This window comes from Pedobacter gandavensis (assembly GCF_032678465.1).
GTDB classification, from domain to species: Bacteria; Bacteroidota; Bacteroidia; order Sphingobacteriales; family Sphingobacteriaceae; genus Pedobacter; species Pedobacter gandavensis_B.
The window spans coordinates 152,100-168,935 of the sequence record NZ_JAVTSK010000004.1; the positions used below are offsets into that span (position 1 = coordinate 152,100).

The following is a 16,836-nucleotide window of genomic DNA, read 5'->3' on the forward strand; positions in this document are numbered from 1 at the left end:
AGCAATGAATAGAATTAATAAGTTATTTCAAGAGAAAAAAAATATATTATCCATCTATTATACTGCGGGTTATCCGAATTTGGGAGATACAGTAGCCATTGCAGAAGAGTTGGAAAGATCTGGTGCAGATGTATTGGAAATCGGCTTTCCTTATTCTGATCCTGTTGCCGATGGTCCGGTGATTCAAGCCAGCAGTAAAGCCGCATTGGATGCTGGAATGACACTTAAATTATTGTTTGAGCAGTTGAAAGACCTGCGTAAAACAGTGAGTATCCCGGTATTGTTAATGGGCTATGTGAATCCTTTATTACAATATGGTGTGGCTAATTTTTGCAAATCATGTGCGGAAGTAGGGGTAGATGGTTGTATCGTTCCCGATCTTCCAATGGCAGAGTATGAAGAGTTTTATGCCGATGATTTTAAACAACATGGTTTAACCAATATCTTCCTGGTGACGCCTCAAACGGCTCCCGAGCGAATTCAAAAGATTGATACTTTAAGTAATGGATTCATTTACCTGCTTTCTTCTTCAGCTACCACCGGACAAAATCTACAGGTTTCAGAAGGTACCGAGGCTTATTTCTCAAGAATAGCAGGTTTGAATTTAAAGAACCCAACAATGATTGGTTTTGGCATCAGCAGCAAAGCAACCTTTGACAAAGCTTGTCAGTTTGCCAACGGAGCCATCATCGGTAGTGCTTTTGTAAAGAACCTCAAAGCCGATGATGTTTCCGGTAGCGTGAAAGAATTTATGAAAACATTTAAGCCGTAATGGCTTTCTTTTTATTATGGATTGATTTCAGGTAAATAAAACCTGCTAATCCAGCAATAATAGAGGCGCAAAGGATGGCAAATTTAGCCTCCGTAACCTGCATCTCGTCGCTGAAAGACAATAGGGAAATAAAAATAGACATGGTAAAACCAATTCCGGCAAGCATGCCCAATCCGATGATGTGCTTCCATCCGGATCTGGAAGGTAAAGTTCCTAGTTTGAGTTTTACTGCCAGCCATGAAAATAGCGTAACCCCTATTGTTTTTCCGGCAAACAGCCCCAGGATAATGCCCATTCCCAATGGAGAAACCAGGCCACCAAGCATTTCCTTCTGAAAGGTAATGTTGGTGTTTGCCAAAGCAAAAATAGGCATGATTAAGTAATTCACAGGGCCATTTAAGAGGTGTTCCAGTTTTTCCAGAGGAGATTCTACATTGGTCTCATTACAAGGAATAGTAAAAGCCAATAATACACCTGCGATAGTTGCATGAATTCCCGAATGGTGGATGAAATACCAAAGAAAAATTCCCGGAATCAGGTAAAAATATAATGCTTTTAAATTCAGGTAATTGAATAACCACAGCACTGCCAGAACGCCTCCAGCCATTAACAGGTAATCAAAATGTACCTCACTGGTATAAAATACGGCAATCACGAGTATGGCGCCCAGATCATCTACAATCGCCAATGCTGCCAAAAACACTTTTAAAGAAGTAGGAACACTTTTACCCAACATCGAAATGATGGCCAGTGCAAAAGCAATATCGGTAGCCATTGGAATACCCCAGCCACCTGCGGCAGCTGTGCCCCGGTTAAAAGCAAAGTAAATCCCTGCAGGAACCAACATTCCGCCCATTGCCGCGATAACCGGCAAAGAGGCTTTCTTCATGGAAGACAGTTCTCCTTCCAGAAGTTCTCTTTTGATTTCCAGGCCTACCAGTAAGAAAAACACGGCCATTAAAGCATCGTTAATCCATGCAGAAACGGTATAAGAGATGCTGGTGCTGCCAAAGTTGAAGCCCAGCTCTGTGCTCAGCAAATTTGCGAATCCAGTGCTAAAAGAAGAGTTTGCTATAAATAAGGAGATCGCCACACAAATCAAAAGTATGATGCCTCCAATTTGTCCGGAACGGAAAAAATCCCTGAATGCTTGTAAGTTTAAGAGTTTCGCCATGTGCTAAAGATAGCATTCAAGGGGGAGTTAGACAACAACTTAAAGCAAACTTTCCAGATTGCCTTTTCCTTCACGAATGATTTCAAATGTTCCGGAAGTACAATCTACAACTGTAGAAGGCTCATTGTCACCATATCCACCATCGATCACCAGATCTACGCTGTCCTCATATTTTTCATGAATCAATTCTGGATCTGTAGAATATTCGATCACTTCATCATCGTCTTTTATGGAGGTCGACAAGATTGGGTTTCCCAATAGCTTCACGATTTCCCGGGCAATGTCGTTGTCCGGTACCCTGATGCCGACAGTTTTCTTTTTAGAGCTCAACAATTTTGGAACGTTGTTATTCGCATTAAAAATGAAAGTAAAAGGGCCGGGTAAGGCTTTTTTCAAAATCCGGAAAGTCGTTGTATCGATCGGTTTGATATAATCAGAGATGTGCCTCAAATCTGAACAGATAAAAGAGAAGTTAGCCTTGTCAGGTTTAATGCCCCGCAGGCGACAAATTTTCTCTATTGCTTTTTGATTGGTAATGTCACAACCCATTCCATAAATGGTATCCGTAGGGTAGATGATGATGCCTCCTTTTTTCAAGACTTCAACAACTTCTTCAATTGCCTTCGGATTTGGGTTTTCAGGATAGATTTTTATAAGCATATGTAAATTTACAAAATCTTTTATGCCGAATTGGGATTATTATTGTTGTATTGGTATGTTTTCATTAAATTATCCTGTATGAGAAAAGCTTTTATCGCAATTGCTGCATTTTTGGTGACTGCGACGCTGATGATCAGCTTCGCCTGGCCACCCTTTTATTGGGCATTTATTTTTGTAGGCCCGATTGTTCTGCTCGGAATCTATGATTTGTATCAGCCCAGGCATAGTATTGTCAGGAATTATCCCGTACTGGGGAGATTAAGGTATCTGGCGGAGGACCTTCGCCCAAAAGTATATCAGTATTTTGTGGAAAGTGATACCAATGGAAAACCTTTCAGCAGGTTAAACCGCTCACTCATTTACCAGCGCGCAAAACGTGAAAATGACACGATCCCTTTTGGAACCCAATTAGATGTTTACGAAACCGGATATGAATGGTTAAGCCACAGCATTGCCGCCATCAGCCATACCGAATTAAATGAAGATCCAAGGGTGCTGGTTGGCGGACCGGAGTGTAAACAGCCTTATTCAGCAAGTATCTACAACATTTCTGCAATGAGTTTTGGTTCATTGAGTCAGAATGCGATTCTGGCACTCAATGGAGGAGCGAAACTTGGGAACTTTGCCCACAATACCGGAGAAGGTGGGATTAGTGATTACCATGCCGGCCCGGGAGGAGATTTGATCTGGCAAATCGGTACTGGTTATTTCGGTTGCCGTCACCATGATGGGAGTTTTAATTTCGAAGCCTTCAGTGAGAAAGCGCATTCAGAACAGGTGAAAATGATTGAAATCAAGCTTTCTCAGGGCGCCAAGCCTGGTCATGGTGGTATTTTACCAGCAAAGAAAGTAACGCCTGAAATTGCCAGGATACGTTTAGTAAAAGAAGGCTTTGATGTGATTTCGCCCCCTGCACATTCCGCCTTCAAAACACCACTGGAACTGGTGGATTTTGTACAGAAATTAAGAGATTTGTCTGGCGGAAAACCCATTGGTTTCAAACTATGTATCGGCAGGAGATCAGAGTTCTTTGCGATTTGTAAGGCCATGTCAGAAACCGGAATCTATGTTGATTTTATCACTGTAGATGGGGGAGAAGGTGGTACCGGAGCTGCACCACAGGAGTTTTCTAATGCGGTAGGGATGCCACTAAGAGAGGGGATTGCTTTCGTTTATGATGTGCTGACTGGCTTTGATTTGAAAAAACACATTAAAATCATTGCCTCAGGAAAAGTAGCTTCCGGCTTTGATCTGGTCAAGAATATTGCATTGGGTGCAGATTTGTGTAACTCCGCAAGGGGAATGATGTTTGCCTTAGGTTGTATTCAGGCTTTGGAGTGTAATAGCAATACCTGTCCAACAGGTGTGGCCACACAAGACCCTAGTTTAATGAAAGGATTGGTGGTAGAGGATAAAAAGGTAAGGGTTCATAACTTTCATAAGTATACGATTGGAAGTGCGGTGGAGTTGCTTGGAGCGGCTGGATTACATCATCCTTATCAACTCACCAGAGCATATATCAATAGAAGGATCGCACCAAATGTGATGCAGTCGTACATGGAAACCTTTCCTTATATCCCTGAGGGGAGTTTGTTGAAAACGCCATACCCATTGCGTTTTGAACTGGGGATGGCCCTAAGTTCCTCCAGTAGTTTTAATCCTACAGATTATAAGGTTTCTATGGTGGACTATACCCATGCCAACTCTTTTAGCGATAACCTTCCGCCAGCAGCCCAAAGTTAAAGGGACTGCCTAACATCAAAAGAAGCGCTTTGTATTGCCAATGATATAAAATAGAAAAGGCCGGGATTGTTAAAATCCCGGCCTTTTCTATTTTATAATTTTCAGCTTAAAACTCTGCGTTTCTAGGGAAACGAGGGAAAGCGATCACGTCTCTGATGTTAGTCATACCACTCACAAAAAGAACCAGTCTTTCGAAACCTAATCCGAAACCTGAATGTGGCGCTGAACCAAAACGTCTGGTGTCTAAAAACCACCAAAGTTCTTCCTGAGGAATATTTAACTCTTCCATTCTTTGAGTCAGTTTATCCAGGCGTTCCTCTCTTTGCGAACCACCGATCATTTCCCCAATACCAGGGAAAAGAATGTCCATCGCGGCCACTGTTTTTCTACCTTGAGCATCCGGTTCATTCTGACGCATGTAGAATGATTTGATATCTGCCGGATAATCCGTTAAGATCACTGGTTTTTTGAAATGTTTCTCTACCAGGTAACGCTCATGCTCTGATTGTAAATCTGCACCCCATTCATCAATAAGATACTTGAATTGTTTCTTTTGATTAGGTTTAGAAGACCTTAAAATTGCAATAGCTTCTGTATACGTTAAACGCTCGAAATCATTGTCTAAGCAGAAGTTTAACTTGTCGATCAACGACAATTCACTACGCTCATTCTGAGGTTTTGTTTTTTCTTCTTCCAGTAAACGGTTGTTCAGGAAGTCGATTTCTTCTTTGCAGTTGTCTAAAGCATATCTGATGACATACTTCATCATGTCTTCTGCCAGTTGCATGTTATCTTCCAGGTCTGCAAAAGCAACCTCTGGTTCAATCATCCAGAATTCAGCAAGGTGACGTGTGGTATTTGAGTTTTCAGCTCTGAAAGTAGGGCCAAAAGTATAAATCTGTCCCAGCGCCATGGCAGCCAGCTCACCTTCCAACTGTCCGGAAACCGTAAGATTGGTTGCACGGGCAAAGAAATCCTGAGAGAAATCTACCTTACCCTCTTCTGTTTTAGGCGGGTTATCTAAGTCTAAAGTAGTTACTTTAAACATTTCACCAGCACCTTCTGCATCAGAAGCCGTAATGATAGGGGTGTGCATATAAGTAAAGCCTCTTTCATTGTAAAACTGATGAATGGCAAAAGCTAAAGCATGACGCAATTTGAAAACCGCATTGAAAGTATTGGTACGGAAACGTAAATGAGCAATTTCTCTTAAAAACTCTAAACTATGTTTTTTAGGCTGCAATGGGAATTTTTCCGGATCACTGTCTCCTAATATTTCAATAGAATTGGCTTTAACATCAACTCTCTGACCTTTACCAACAGATTCTACGATAATACCAGTAACTGCAATTGCAGCGCCGGTAGTGATGCGTTTCAATAAATCTTCAGGGGTATTATTAAAGTCAACAACAATCTGGATGTTTCCCATGCAGGAACCATCATTGATAGCAATAAACTGGTTGTTGCGGAAAGTACGCACCCAACCCATCACTGTTACTTCTCTGTCGAACTGCTCTGTTTCTAACAGGCTTTTTACTTTTTCTCTTTTGATCATGATTTTATTGTGGAGAGGTTCAAAAATAAGGATTTAATCAATAAACCAAGAAAGAAGTAAGTCCTTATCTTCAATTGTAGATTGATTTTTTTTATCTTTCTTATTATATTAAGTTTGCGGAGCGACATCTCAATCTTATTAACGTGCAATCGAATCATAATAAATCTTTTTGGCAGAATGCCATTGGTGGTATTACAGAGTTCTCTCTAGAGGAACGCATCTTTAACACCATGTGTATTTTTGCCTTTTTTGCCATGCTGATAGAAGCGCCATACAATTACTTTGCGGGGCTTAAGGAACTGGGCTGGCTCTGTATGGTAAGTCTGGTGTTTATAGCCGGACTATATTACCTTTCAAAAATCAGGCGAAAATCTTCTATTGCAATTACGCTGTTTTGCATTGTCTGTAACGTTACTTTCGTTTATTGTTATTTTTACGATTCAGGGATTCTGGGTCCCAATCTGTTGCTTTTTGCACTTTCTTTTTTCATCATCATCACGATTGTTCCAAAAACACAGTATAAAATCTGGGTTCCAGTTAACATGCTGGTCGTATTTTCTGTGCTGGCTGTAGAGTATTACTGGCCTGAATTAGCACCAGATCTTTACCTCAGTTCATTGGCAAAAACAATTGATTTTGGAGTTACTTATCTGGTGTCTGCGATTTTAATCTTTTTATCTATCAGCTACATGCGAAGAAATTATGAGCATGAACGTTTGTCTGTGGAGCAGCGCAATCGGGAAATCGAAGCACAGAAGGATGAAATTTTACTCCAGAAGGGGGCACTTGAATACATGAATAGAGAAAAGGATCGGTTGCTATCCATTGTTGCTCATGACATCAGAATGCCTTTGAGCTCTATACAAGGATATTTGGAGATCCTGAATTCCATAGGATTGGACGAAGAGGAGAAGCAATTGATCGAGGGCCAGTTATTGCAAATTACCAGAGATACTTCTGAAATGCTGATGAACCTGTTGTCCTGGTCCAGAACGCAGTTAAAAGGAAGTCATGTGCAATTGAAGGCAATCGATGTAAATGAGGTGCTTAAGGATTGGTTAAAGATAGAATCGGCGATTGCTGTTAAAAAGGGAATTCGTTTGAGGATGTTAACGGCCGGACAATTACACGTGATGGCTGATTATGATATGTTACATCTGGTGATCAGAAATCTGGTCTCTAATGCGATCAAATTTACTCCTGAGGGAGGAGAGGTTATTATATCTACCCGTTACAGAGGATCGGATGGGATGATCATCATATCAGACAACGGAATTGGCATTACTGCTGAAAAACAACAACATTTGTTTCAACTCAATGCGTCCACCACTTACGGGACCAATAATGAAAAAGGCATCGGTCTTGGTTTACTCTTGTGTAAGGAGTTTACAGAAAAACAACAAGGAAATATTTGGTTCGAAAGCGAATTTGATAAAGGTTCTGTTTTTTATATTTCTTTAAAATTAGAAGCTAATTAGGTTTTAATTTTAGTGTTTTTCTTGTTTTGCCTGTGTTTTTCTTCTGATGTCCTTTGTTTTTTGATTTAATTATCTCTTTTGTTGCTTGTTTTTTGTTTTATTTTTAGCTTTTAACATTTTTAATGACGTTTTTTAGTCATATTTCTGTTTTTTAATAGCTATTTGTGTTTTATGAACTGTATTTAATCTGTTTTGTGTTCATTTTTTAATAATTTTTTGTTTTTATTGGAATTTTTGTTAAAATAAATTGTGATTTGTGCCTTTATATTCTATATTTGTTTCAGCTCGTTTAATTTATATTTGGTTAAGGCGGCCTACAGTTGGATGACTGTAGGCCGCTTTTGTATTTAGCAGAGATTAGAAAGAGAAAATGAAAGTATTTTCCATAAAAAAAAGGCCAATTGAATAAACAATTGGCCTTTTGTAATTTTAAAAAAAGAACTGGTGTTTATGCCAATACTTTAGTTACTAAATCTGCTGCATCTTTCAATGCGATTGCAGAATATACTTTTAATCCTGACTCATCGATTAACTGTTTCGCTTCAGCGGCATTAGTACCTTGTAAACGACAGATAATTGGAACAGGAATATCACCGATTTCTCTGTAAGCATCAATTACACCTTGTGCTACACGGTCGCAACGAACGATACCACCAAAGATATTGATCAAAATAGCTTTCACATTTGGATCTTTAAGGATAATGTTGAAACCTGCTTTTACAGTTTGTGCATTTGCAGTTCCACCTACATCCAGGAAGTTAGCCGGCTCACCACCTGCGATTTTGATGATGTCCATGGTCGCCATTGCTAAACCAGCACCGTTCACCATACAGCCAACGTTACCATCTAATTTCACATAGTTTAAGTTTGACTCACTTGCTTCCACATCTGTTGGATCTTCTTCCAATTTATCACGCATTGCTGCATAATCAGGATGACGGAATAAAGCATTCTCATCTAAATCAACTTTAGCATCAACAGCGATGATTTTATCATCAGAAGTTTTCAATACCGGGTTAATTTCAAACATTGCAGAATCAGTGCTGTCATATGCTTTATAAAGCGCAGTGATAAATTTCACCATGTCTTTGAAAGCAGCACCACTTAATCCCAGATTGAAGGCAATTTTACGAGCCTGGAATCCTTGAAGACCAACTTTAGGATCGATCTCTTCTTTGAATATTAAATGAGGTGTCTTTTCTGCAACTTCTTCAATGTCCATTCCACCTTCGGTAGAATACATAATGATGTTAGTTCCTGTTGAACGGTTTAAAAGCACGCTCACATAGAATTCTTTAGTTTCAGAAGCTCCAGGATAATAAACATCCTGTGCAACTAAAATTTTGTTCACTTTCTTTCCTTCCGGGCCAGTCTGAGGAGTTACCAGTTGCATACCTAAAATTGCGGTTGCTCTTTCTTTAACTTCTTCAAGGTTTTTCGCCAGCTTTACGCCACCGCCTTTACCTCTTCCGCCTGCATGGATTTGCGCTTTAATCACAACCCAATCAGAATTGTAGTCGGTTTTCATTTTTTTAGCCGCTTCTACAGCCTGCTCAACCGTATGGGCAACGATGCCTTCTTGTACGGCTACACCAAAACTTTTAAGTATTTCTTTACCTTGATATTCGTGGATATTCATTTGCTGAAAAAATTTGTCCAAATCTACAATTTCAGATTGGTTTTAAAAACAGTAAGTTTGCATTTATGCTAAAAGCAACAGGTATAAAGAAAGCTTATGGAAATTTACCCATCCTTAAAGGGGTAGATTTTGAGGTGGAACAGGGAGAGATTGTCAGTATTATTGGCGCTTCCGGTGCAGGAAAAAGCACCTTGTTGCACATTTTGGGGACTTTGGATAAGCCCGATCAGGGAACTGTAGAATTAAAAGGAGTAAAGGTTAGTCAGCTATCCGGAGAATTATTGAGCGTATTTCGTAACAAAAATATAGGCTTTGTTTTTCAATTCCATCACCTCTTACCAGAGTTTAGTGCTTTGGAGAACATATGCATTCCTGCATTTATAGCGAAAACCAGTAAAAAGGAGGCAGAACTTCGTGCAATGGAACTGCTAGATCTTCTTGGATTGAAGGATAGGGCAATGCATAAACCCAATGAATTGTCGGGAGGAGAGCAGCAAAGAATTGCTGTTGCCAGAGCACTGGTAAATCATCCGGCGATTATCCTGGCAGATGAACCTTCCGGAAATCTGGACTCGGCCAATGCCAATGCCTTGCATGAGTTTTTCATCACCCTCCGTGATAATTTTAAACAAACCTTCGTCATCGTGACCCACAATGAAGGACTGGCAGAAATCTCTGACCGGGTGGTCACTATGAAGGACGGATTAATCATATAAAACTTCCTTATCATCGCTGATTAAGGATTGAAATACAATATATATTCCAATGAAAATATTAATTACAGGAGGTAAATCTGCCTCAGCATTAAAGCTGCTGAAAGCTTTTGCCAACCACCATATCGTACTTGCTGATTACGGCGATATGCCTGCTCTTTCTTCTAAGGCTTATCAAATGCATTCCCTAGGCCTAAGAAATGATGACACTACTGCGCATACCTTGCTGAACAACTGCCTGGATGAAAATGTTGAAATGTTCTTACCAATTTATGATTTTGAAATTGATGCGGTAGCGAAGGCTATGGTGCTTTTCGAAGAATTTGGCATTCAGGTTTTACTTCCTCAACCTCAGGATTTACCTGGATTTCTAAGTACTGAAAAGCAGACTGCTGATTGGGCGTTTTACCAGGATGGAGTATTGAAATTTCCTGAAAATGCATCTACAGCACAAAAGGAACTCGGACTTAAAGAAAAATTGAATGGTGTGTTTTATACCGTTGATAGCCCGGAGGGCCTAAAGCCAGTTTTATTTACCATCAATTCTTAATCATTTTAGCTCATGATGCCAGCACAATTATTAAAAGAAAAACAAGCATTCGTTTTTGAACTCGACAATGTTGTTTATCCAGAAAAGGATTATTTATTACAGGTTTACTACCTGTTTGCTCAATTTATTGAATATGGCGAGCAGTTAAACGGTTCAGATATTGTAAAATATATGCAGGAGCAATATTTAGCTCATGGGCCTGAGGGTTTATTTGAAAAAACTGCTGCGGAATTCAAAATCCCGGAGAAGTATAAAATGAATTTTGACCTGTTGATGCAAAATGCAAAGTTACCTTTGAAACTGCTGATTTTTAGTAAAGTGCTGACTTTCTTACAGGAAATTGTAGCCGCAGGCAAACAAGTATTTTTATTTGTGGATGGTGATGCCATTATGCAACTGAATAAAATCAGACAAATAGAATGGAATGGTTTGGAAAAGAACCTGATCGTTTATTTCTCTGAAGAATCTGAACCAAAACCAGGCACAAAGGGCTTATCGCTCATTATGGAGCGTCATCAATTAAGTCCGGAACAAGTATTAATGATCGGAATTAAAGCCGAAGATGAGGAAGCGGCAAAAAATCTAAAGATCGAATACCTGTCTGTAGACCTGTTATTAAAAGGCTAATCATACTAAAAGCTTTGATAGTCATGCTGTAATGAGGAACTATTATGTTATTTTTGTTTTAGAAAATCTCTAGGAATGATAAATAATGCCACCTCAAAAAGACAGCTATTTGTAGCTTTTGCCCTATTTCTGATTAGCTTTAGTGCATGTAAAAAAAATAAAGTCGTTCCAGAACCTCCGGTGACACCACCGGTATTGGGACCGAATAGCAAACAGACACCTACTAACGACCGTAGAGCCCTGACCAATGATTCCCTGTTTTTATATGCGCAACAGATTTATCTTTGGAACGATAAGCTACCTAGTTATGATGTTTTTGACCCCAGAACCTATACAAAATTGGGGACTGATCTGGCCAATTTCAATAGTGAGTTGTTTAACATTACCACTTACTCCGGATTTGAAACTGTTGCAGGTTCCAGCAGTCCGAAATATGCATTCATCAGGGATGAAGATACTGCAAATGGTAACCAGAGTTTGGCTCCAGGTAAGGTAGCCAGTGTAGATCTATCGGACACTGGTTTCGATATGGGCTTTTTAAATTTTCAAGGTTATGGCGACAATACAGGTTATGAGATTTATGTAAAGGCGGTATATCCAAATTCTCCTGCTGATCTTGCAAAAATCACCCGTGGAACTCAGATTACCAAAATTGGAAGCCTTTCAATAGGAACTAACTTCCCTGCGGAAGTAGGAACGATCAATGGCTTATTAAATGGTTCTACTACTAGTACTACTGTTTCTGGGGTCAGACCAGATGGAACCACCTTTACGGATGTGGCACTTAGTGTTAAAAAATACACCAGCAGTCCGGTGTTTACCTCGAAAGTGATTGAACAGGGAGGTAAAAAGGTGGGGTATCTGGCTTATTCGCTTTTTTCGGTGTTGACAAACCCTGACAGTAAGAGCCCATCAGATACGAGAATTGATCCCGTTTTTGCCAGTTTTGCAACCAATAATATTACTGATCTGGTAATTGACTTACGATATAATGGGGGAGGATCTGTGCAAACTGCAGAGTATCTGTTGAATCTGCTTGCTCCTGCAGGTACCTCGGGAGTGATGTTCAGTGAAACTTACAATAGCACGATGAAGAATGGAAAAGCTACCATTCTCGCCAATCAGCCATTGACAGATGCCAATGGTAAAATCCAATATAATACCAGTACTGGTAAAATGTATACTTTGAATGATGTGGATTGGTCTGATGCAGGAAATGTTTATTCTTTTTCAAAGAAAGGATCATTAAACGGATTGAAGAACATTATATTTCTGGTTTCTAATAATACCGCTTCCGCAAGTGAGCTGTTGATCAATAGTATTAAACCATACATGCAGAGTGTAAAACTTGTAGGAAAAACAACTTATGGTAAACCAGTTGGATTCTTTCCGATTACATTGGATAAACATTATTCAGTTTATCTGCCAAGTTTTGAGAGCAAAAATAAAAATGGAGAGGGCGGTTATTACAGCGGAATGATACCAGATTATATGGATACTGGTGATTTTGTTCTTTTTGATGATGCCACCCATGATTTCGGAGATCCAAATGAGAGTTACCTGGAAAAAGCACTTTCCATATTGGCGCCGGTAGCTAAATCTGCTGTGGCCAGTCGCAGCTCCTCAAATGGCATTGCTGGAAGTGCTGATATTCCGCTGAAAATGATGAAAACCAATTTTTCGAATGACAATATGGGCCCCTCAGGTATGGTGGAAACACGTTACAAACTGAAAAAATAAATGCTTATGATTCAGTGTAGTTAAAAATAATGTAAACTATTATTTACACAATAGCTGAAAAATGACTTTGATCTATGGCAATTTATTGCGATTTTAAATTTAGAAACGCATATTTATTACAAAAAGCCAGCGAATTATGATAGGGGAATTAATAGAAAAAGAAGCAATAGACATCAGCCAGATCATACCTGCTGAACAGAACCATTCTGAAGAATTAAGAGATAAGTTGAATTCTGCGCAACGCCTTGGAAATGAATTTAAATCAAAAGCAGATATTTCCTTTAATACCAAAGAAGGGCCTAAAACCGTTTCTACAACGGTATGGCAGGTAACAGAAAAATACTTGCAATTAAAAAATGGGATTCATATCCCTTTAAGTAGCCTTTTAGCAATAGAATTTTAATCCTATTGCTTTTTAATCTGCAATTTTTCTCTGAAAATAGATTGCAGATGACGTTCTTTATCAATGTTGTTAATGATTTCCAGAATGGAAGCGGCAGCATTGGTAAAGAACTTTTTATTGATGTTTTGATATTCATCTGAGGCCTGATGATAGTCTTTATGGTCCTCCACTCCAAAATATAAAAAGGGTATCCCTTTTGCATTAAAAGAACCCTGATCACTCTGATTGGTCCAGTCCTCATTGCCAGTTTTTGGGTCATCGTGTCCTAAGATTACTTTTATAGTAGGTTTACTGGTGATGAAGTATTTCTTTAATTCCGGATATTTAAAGGTACCACAAGCATAAAGTTCGTTTTTGTCATTATGGCTGATCATATCCATATTTACATTTAACCTGGTCTGGTCCAGGGCTACGATTGCTTCGCTGACAAATGCCCTGGAGCCTTGTAATCCCATTTCTTCTGCATCAAAAGCAGCCAGAACAAGGCTATAATTGGGCTTGTTTTTGAGGTAATGCGCTCCAATTTTCAGTAATGCGGCCACACCAGAAGCATTGTCATCGGCACCATTATACACCTGGTTATTGATGATCCCTACATGGTCGTAATGTGCAGAAATCACGATAATTTCCTCAGTTTTACCTGGAATATAAGCCAGCATGTTTATCCCCTCAGTTTTAGCTCCTTTTCGGTCTTTAAATGAGAAAGCCTGTTCGTAGCCAGGGCGAGAAGGAATTGGTTTTAAGCCAATTTCTTTAAATCGCTCAGCAATGTATGTCCTAGCCATTTCAGCCCCCCTTGTACCGGTCTTTCGTCCCTCAAAACGATCAGAAGATAAGGTCTCCACATCCTTTAGTAATTGCTGATCTGATTTGGAAAAGCTAGTTATGCTTTGTGCTTGACCGGGATTTTTCTGGGCATTACAACTCAGCAATGCAAATAAAGGAATCAGGAGGTAAACTCTCATTTTATTGGGGCTTGTGATATAAAGGTAAAAAAATGCGGGGGAACTGCCTAAATAACAAGCAGGGAAAACTTAATTTCAGATATGATGTTTGTTAATTGTCCGTTAAATGGGCTGAATCAGAAACATAAAAACAACAAGAGATGGAATACAGGCGTTTAGGTAAATCAGGTTTACAGGTTAGTGCACTTTCTTTGGGAAGCTGGCTTACTTTTGGACAACAGATCAGTGATCAGACTGCTGATGAATTAATGGGGATTGCGTACGATGCAGGAGTAAACTTTTTTGATAATGCAGAAGGTTATGCAGCGGGGAAGTCTGAAATCGTCATGGGGAAAATCCTTAAAGCTCATAAATGGGAAAGGGAGTCCTTCCTGGTGTCCAGTAAAGTGTTTTTTGGGACAGAAAACAAAGGTCCAAATCAGATGGGCCTCTCCCGTAAACATGTGATAGAGGCATGTCATGGGGCTTTAAAAAGGCTACAGGTAGATTATCTGGATCTTTATTTTTGCCATAGGCCAGATAAAAATACTCCGATTGAAGAAACCGTATGGGCAATGAATACTTTGTTACAGCAAGGGAAAATTCTGTATTGGGGAACTTCAGAATGGAGTGCTTCAGAAATTATGGAGGCGATTCGTGTTGCCAGACAGTATAATTTAATTGGGCCAACTATGGAGCAGCCACAATACAATCTTTTGGAGCGCAATAAGCTGGAAAATGAATACCTTCTGTTATTTAAAGAGTACGGATTAGGGACCACGATCTGGTCGCCCCTGGCTTCCGGGTTGTTATCTGGGAAATATACCAGCGGTGTCACAAAAGATACCCGTCTGGAATTGAAAGGGATGGAGTGGTTGAAGGATGCCGTGTTAAATGAAGAGAAGCTGAAAAAAGCTGAGCAACTTCAGGGATTGGCAGATCAATTGAACATTCCTCTGGCTAAATTGTCCTTGGCCTGGTGCTTAAAAAATCCGAATGTAAGCACTGTAATTTTAGGCGCTTCAAAAACAGCACAGCTCAAAGAGAACCTGACTACGCTGGAAGTCTTGCCTTTGCTTACTGAAAAAGTGATGACGGATATCGAGGACATCATGCAAACGAAACCACATTTGCCGCAGTTTTAATGCTGCACTATTGATTGCGTGTAATCTGAGCTGCATTACTGTTTTTTAAGAAAAAAGGCAGGTATAAATACATCTGCCTTTTTTTTAAAAATTATTTCCTTCAAAACAGATGAATATCAAATGTTTTAGAGGTAATTGGCTAGTAGTAAGTGAGTCTCACAACACCAGCTAACTTCTTCGCCAGGCGAATTACTTGTCTGGTATAACCATATTCGTTATCATACCAGGCATATAATACCACTGATTTATTATCTTTCGCCATAATGGTAGCCGGACCGTCAATAATCGAGGCATGACTGTTTCCAATCAAATCTGTACTCACCAACTCATTTGAGATAGAATATTCGATTTGCTCTGATAAATCACCAAATAAAGAAGCTTGTTTAAGTATTTCAGAAATTTCTTCTTTGGAGGTTATCGTGTTCAACGACAGGTTCAAGATGGCCAGGGAAACATTTGGTGTAGGAACACGTACTGCATTTCCAGTAAGCTTACCACCCAAATGAGGGATTACTTTTGCTACCGCTTTATCTGCACCGGTTTCTGTAATTACCAGGTTTAATGCAGCAGCTCTGCCTCGTCTATATTTTTTATGATAGTTGTCCAGTAAATTCTGGTCGTTGGTATAAGAATGAACGGTTTCAATATGGCCTTTTTCAATGCCGAAAGCATCGTCAATTAGTTTCAATACCGGTACAATGGCATTGGTGGTACAGGAAGCATTGGATAAAATGGTTTCTGCTTCATAATCAATTGATGCGTCATTAATTCCGGCAACCACATTCAGGATGTCTCCTTTTGCAGGAGCGGTCAATAAAACTTTGCTGATTCCTTTTGCCTCCAGGTGTCTGCTCAGGCTGGGACGGTCACGGAAAATACCTGTGTTGTCGATGAGTAATGCGTCATGAATATCGTAGGAGGTATAATCTACATCTTCCGGTTCTTTTGCCTCAATAAAATAGATGGTTTGTCCATTTATAATCAAAGCTTTATTTTCGAAATCTTCTGTAATTGTTCCATTGAATGGCCCATGAACAGAGTCTGTCCTTAAAAGCTCTGCTCTTTTGATGAGCTCCTCATCGCTGTAACTGCGGGTTACAATTGCTCTTAATCGCAATTGTTCACCTTTACCTGCCTGTAAAATCAGCTCACGGGCAGCAATTCTGCCAATACGGCCAAAACCAAACAACACAACATCTTTAGGAACTAAGTTTCTTTTGTCTTTACCGATGTGTTTGTTCAGTTTACTCACCACAAAATCATGAATGGTGGGATAGTTTCCATTGTCGTCCAACCATTCTGAAGCTAGTCGGCCAATGTCAATACGGGAAGGGGCAAGGTTGCATTTTGAAATGGTCAGTGCCAATTCCAGCGTCTCATAAATACTGATGTCTTTTCCACTGATTTGTTTTGCATATTGGTGATGAGCAAGAATTTCGCTACTTCCAACATCAAATAAAGGTTTGCGGAACAATACAAGTTCAATGGATCTGTCGAACCAGAGTTGGCCTACGACATTAATCAGCTCGATGGCTTTTTTTTCTTTTTCAATCCAATTTTGGAATTCGGATTGGTACTTCTTTAGCATGTGGCAATATTTTTGGTTAGAATGCCACAAAAGTAAAAAAGATTGAGCGAGATACCCAACCTTTTTACTTTATAAATTTATCACACAAGGTGTTAAAAGGAACTA

The 16,836-nt window shown here is 39.6% G+C and carries 15 protein-coding genes; 9 read left to right on the forward strand and 6 right to left on the reverse strand.

Features of this window, described 5'->3' with window-relative positions:
• Window positions 1-4 precede the first annotated feature (4 nt).
• Window positions 5-772, forward strand: coding sequence for a tryptophan synthase subunit alpha (gene trpA / locus R2Q94_RS09280; protein WP_316821176.1), 768 nt, complete (start codon window positions 5-7; stop codon window positions 770-772).
• Here trpA and nhaA read toward each other — a convergent pair.
• On the reverse strand, window positions 762-1,946 hold the full coding sequence (gene nhaA, locus R2Q94_RS09285; protein WP_316821177.1) for a Na+/H+ antiporter NhaA: 1,185 nt from the start codon (window positions 1,944-1,946) through the stop codon (window positions 762-764). The genes trpA and nhaA overlap by 11 nt on opposite strands.
• A 39-nt stretch (window positions 1,947-1,985) precedes the next feature.
• Window positions 1,986-2,606 (reverse strand): L-threonylcarbamoyladenylate synthase, encoded by a 621-nt coding sequence (locus R2Q94_RS09290; RefSeq protein WP_316821178.1) that lies wholly within the window; start codon window positions 2,604-2,606, stop codon window positions 1,986-1,988.
• Between the two features lie 78 nt (window positions 2,607-2,684).
• Here R2Q94_RS09290 and R2Q94_RS09295 point away from each other — a divergent pair, with 78 nt between their 5' ends.
• A complete protein-coding gene (locus tag R2Q94_RS09295; RefSeq protein WP_316821179.1) occupies window positions 2,685-4,349 on the forward strand; it encodes an FMN-binding glutamate synthase family protein in 1,665 nt (554 codons plus the stop codon).
• Window positions 4,350-4,455: 106 nt separating this feature from the next.
• On the opposite strand, the gene asnS is transcribed toward R2Q94_RS09295, so the two are convergent.
• Window positions 4,456-5,904 carry an asparagine--tRNA ligase gene (gene asnS, locus R2Q94_RS09300; protein ID WP_316821180.1) on the reverse strand — a complete coding sequence of 483 codons (1,449 nt, stop codon included), beginning with the start codon at window positions 5,902-5,904 and terminating at the stop codon, window positions 4,456-4,458.
• Between the two features lie 143 nt (window positions 5,905-6,047).
• On the opposite strand from asnS, the gene R2Q94_RS09305 reads away from it, so the two are divergent.
• Window positions 6,048-7,382 carry a HAMP domain-containing sensor histidine kinase gene (locus R2Q94_RS09305; RefSeq protein ID WP_316821181.1) on the forward strand — a complete coding sequence of 445 codons (1,335 nt, stop codon included), beginning with the start codon at window positions 6,048-6,050 and terminating at the stop codon, window positions 7,380-7,382.
• A 448-nt stretch (window positions 7,383-7,830) separates the two neighbouring features.
• Here the strand turns inward: R2Q94_RS09305 and sucC are convergent, their stop codons facing one another.
• The gene (sucC, locus tag R2Q94_RS09310) at window positions 7,831-9,021 is read right to left on the reverse strand and encodes an ADP-forming succinate--CoA ligase subunit beta (RefSeq protein WP_316821182.1); all 1,191 of its coding nucleotides are present in this window, start codon (window positions 9,019-9,021) and stop codon (window positions 7,831-7,833) included.
• Between the two features lie 65 nt (window positions 9,022-9,086).
• On the opposite strand from sucC, the gene R2Q94_RS09315 reads away from it, so the two are divergent.
• The 5 genes from R2Q94_RS09315 to R2Q94_RS09335 all read left to right on the forward strand — a co-directional run bounded on the left by R2Q94_RS09315 (window position 9,087) and on the right by R2Q94_RS09335 (window position 13,054).
• Window positions 9,087-9,737: an ABC transporter ATP-binding protein gene (locus R2Q94_RS09315; RefSeq protein ID WP_316821183.1), complete on the forward strand. Its 651-nt coding sequence runs from the start codon at window positions 9,087-9,089 to the stop codon at window positions 9,735-9,737.
• 49 nt (window positions 9,738-9,786) lie between these two features.
• The gene (locus tag R2Q94_RS09320) at window positions 9,787-10,284 is read left to right on the forward strand and encodes a hypothetical protein (RefSeq protein WP_316821184.1); all 498 of its coding nucleotides are present in this window, start codon (window positions 9,787-9,789) and stop codon (window positions 10,282-10,284) included.
• 12 nt (window positions 10,285-10,296) lie between these two features.
• On the forward strand, window positions 10,297-10,911 hold the full coding sequence (locus R2Q94_RS09325; protein WP_316821185.1) for an HAD hydrolase-like protein: 615 nt from the start codon (window positions 10,297-10,299) through the stop codon (window positions 10,909-10,911).
• A 75-nt stretch (window positions 10,912-10,986) separates the two neighbouring features.
• Window positions 10,987-12,651, forward strand: a complete 1,665-nt coding sequence (locus R2Q94_RS09330; RefSeq protein WP_316821186.1) for a S41 family peptidase — start codon at window positions 10,987-10,989, stop codon at window positions 12,649-12,651.
• A gap of 136 nt (window positions 12,652-12,787) precedes the next feature.
• Window positions 12,788-13,054: a hypothetical protein gene (locus tag R2Q94_RS09335; protein WP_316821187.1), complete on the forward strand. Its 267-nt coding sequence runs from the start codon at window positions 12,788-12,790 to the stop codon at window positions 13,052-13,054.
• A 2-nt stretch (window positions 13,055-13,056) separates the two neighbouring features.
• Here R2Q94_RS09335 and R2Q94_RS09340 read toward each other — a convergent pair whose 3' ends face one another.
• Window positions 13,057-14,019: a M28 family peptidase gene (locus R2Q94_RS09340; RefSeq protein ID WP_316821188.1), complete on the reverse strand. Its 963-nt coding sequence runs from the start codon at window positions 14,017-14,019 to the stop codon at window positions 13,057-13,059.
• A 140-nt stretch (window positions 14,020-14,159) separates the two neighbouring features.
• Between R2Q94_RS09340 and R2Q94_RS09345 the strand changes: the two genes are divergently transcribed.
• Window positions 14,160-15,143, forward strand: coding sequence for an aldo/keto reductase (locus R2Q94_RS09345; protein ID WP_316821189.1), 984 nt, complete (start codon window positions 14,160-14,162; stop codon window positions 15,141-15,143).
• A 139-nt stretch (window positions 15,144-15,282) separates the two neighbouring features.
• Here R2Q94_RS09345 and R2Q94_RS09350 read toward each other — a convergent pair whose 3' ends face one another.
• Entirely contained in the window at window positions 15,283-16,731 is a 1,449-nt protein-coding gene (locus R2Q94_RS09350; RefSeq protein ID WP_316821190.1) for a glyceraldehyde-3-phosphate dehydrogenase, read from the reverse strand.
• Window positions 16,732-16,836 lie beyond the last annotated feature (105 nt).

What these genes read in the sequence shown, in the direction of transcription:
- R2Q94_RS09320 (WP_316821184.1), top strand. Translation starts at nt 9,787, where the DNA reads ATGAAAATATTAATTACAGGAGGTAAATCTGCCTCAGCATTAAAGCTG.
- R2Q94_RS09350 (WP_316821190.1), bottom strand. Translation starts at nt 16,731, where the DNA reads ATGCTAAAGAAGTACCAATCCGAATTCCAAAATTGGATTGAAAAAGAA.
- R2Q94_RS09290 (WP_316821178.1), bottom strand. Translation starts at nt 2,606, where the DNA reads ATGCTTATAAAAATCTATCCTGAAAACCCAAATCCGAAGGCAATTGAA.
- R2Q94_RS09340 (WP_316821188.1), bottom strand. Translation starts at nt 14,019, where the DNA reads ATGAGAGTTTACCTCCTGATTCCTTTATTTGCATTGCTGAGTTGTAAT.
- trpA (WP_316821176.1), top strand. Translation starts at nt 5, where the DNA reads ATGAATAGAATTAATAAGTTATTTCAAGAGAAAAAAAATATATTATCC.
- R2Q94_RS09345 (WP_316821189.1), top strand. Translation starts at nt 14,160, where the DNA reads ATGGAATACAGGCGTTTAGGTAAATCAGGTTTACAGGTTAGTGCACTT.
- R2Q94_RS09295 (WP_316821179.1), top strand. Translation starts at nt 2,685, where the DNA reads ATGAGAAAAGCTTTTATCGCAATTGCTGCATTTTTGGTGACTGCGACG.
- sucC (WP_316821182.1), bottom strand. Translation starts at nt 9,021, where the DNA reads ATGAATATCCACGAATATCAAGGTAAAGAAATACTTAAAAGTTTTGGT.
- nhaA (WP_316821177.1), bottom strand. Translation starts at nt 1,946, where the DNA reads ATGGCGAAACTCTTAAACTTACAAGCATTCAGGGATTTTTTCCGTTCC.
- R2Q94_RS09325 (WP_316821185.1), top strand. Translation starts at nt 10,297, where the DNA reads ATGATGCCAGCACAATTATTAAAAGAAAAACAAGCATTCGTTTTTGAA.
- R2Q94_RS09315 (WP_316821183.1), top strand. Translation starts at nt 9,087, where the DNA reads ATGCTAAAAGCAACAGGTATAAAGAAAGCTTATGGAAATTTACCCATC.
- R2Q94_RS09335 (WP_316821187.1), top strand. Translation starts at nt 12,788, where the DNA reads ATGATAGGGGAATTAATAGAAAAAGAAGCAATAGACATCAGCCAGATC.
- R2Q94_RS09330 (WP_316821186.1), top strand. Translation starts at nt 10,987, where the DNA reads ATGATAAATAATGCCACCTCAAAAAGACAGCTATTTGTAGCTTTTGCC.
- asnS (WP_316821180.1), bottom strand. Translation starts at nt 5,904, where the DNA reads ATGATCAAAAGAGAAAAAGTAAAAAGCCTGTTAGAAACAGAGCAGTTC.